Below are 941 nucleotides of genomic sequence, written 5' to 3'. Positions count from 1 at the left end.
ATTTGTAATCTATATTTTCAACACCTAATTCCCCTCGTATGGCTAATCGTATAAAAAATATTTCATCTTTATTGTTGTCACGCTAAGGCGTACTTTCTTAAGTATATGATTAGCTATAAAGGTAATGAGAATGGGACTAAAAATCCGTGGTTCTGTTGGTATAAATGGCACTAACTCTAAAAATGATGTTAAAGCAGTTCAACAATTTTTAAATGATAACCAAAAGAGAATAGGGTTTACCCGACTGTTGGTTGTTGATGGCTCGTTAGGGCGGAGCCCTCATTTATCGAAAACAGTAGAGGCAATAAAAGTGTGTCAGCGTAAGCTGCTTTATATGGTAAAGCCAGATGGTCGGATTGATGTAAATGGTAGAACTCATCGTAAGCTCAATGGATTACCAACCTATAGCTCAGTGAAAAATGATCCTCATGATGCTCAAAAACTAGTAACCAAAGTACCTTGGATGAAAACAGCGTTGGGAGAAATTGGACAAAAAGAAGTTTCAGGTACTAAAGCCAACCCAAGGATTTTAGAGTATTTTACGGCATCTAAGTTCTGGGGGACTGATGACTCTGGAGGTCAAAATGCTTGGTGTGGTTCGTTTGCCGCTTGGGTTTTTAAACAACACGGAATCACTCCAGTAAAAGAAGCTTATCGAGCAAAGGAGTGGAAGGGTTTTGGTAAAAACATCTCAGATCCTATACATGGAGCTCTAGGGATTAAATCGAGAAAAGGTGGTGGGCATGTTGCTTTTGTCGTGGGAAAGAGCCCTGATGGTAGGCATTTGTACATGTTAGGAGGAAACCAAAGCAACCAAGTCAATATAGCAAAGTACTCTATTGATGTCTGGGACAAGTTCGTAGTACCGAGTAACTACGATGAAACAAAAGGTACTTTACCTGTATATACAAAAGGCTCTGTCTTAGCAGGAACGGAAAGTT

1 protein-coding gene is annotated in these 941 nt (G+C 39.3%); it reads left to right on the top strand.

Annotated elements, in window-relative coordinates:
- Positions 1-130: 130 nt before the first annotated feature.
- Positions 131-941, top strand: an 811-nt coding sequence (locus R7Z50_RS25335) for a TIGR02594 family protein (RefSeq protein ID WP_318149462.1), incomplete at its 3' end; no start/stop codon positions are given.

It is taken from the genome of Vibrio sp. 1249-1, assembly GCF_033340495.1.
Note: the sequence above shows the minus strand (reverse complement) of the source record. Positions and strands in the feature narration are given on the sequence as shown.